Annotated in this window: 1 protein-coding gene; it reads right to left on the bottom strand. The window is 64.7% G+C overall.

Annotated features, from left to right (window positions below; genetic code table 11):
- Nucleotides 1-207, bottom strand: a 207-nt coding sequence (locus FVP33_RS19295; protein ID WP_147785277.1) for a GTP-binding protein, incomplete at both ends; no start/stop codon positions are given.

Genomic DNA, 207 nt, shown 5'->3' with positions numbered 1-207 from the left:
CCGGGGTGTCGATGATGTTGATGCGATGCTGATCGTACTGCTGGTTCATGCCGCGCCAGAAGCACGTGGTGGCAGCGGAGGTGATGGTGATGCCGCGCTCCTGCTCCTGCTCCATCCAGTCCATCACCGCGGCGCCGTCGTGGACCTCGCCGAGCTTGTGCGACAGCCCGGTGTAGAACAGCACCCGCTCGGTGGTGGTGGTCTTGC

Origin of the sequence: Lacisediminihabitans profunda (genome assembly GCF_008040105.1) — a bacterium.
Lineage (GTDB): Bacteria > Actinomycetota > Actinomycetes > Actinomycetales > Microbacteriaceae > Lacisediminihabitans > Lacisediminihabitans profunda.
The sequence above is the reverse complement of the archived record's forward strand: the minus strand, read 5'-3'. Positions and strand labels throughout refer to the sequence as shown.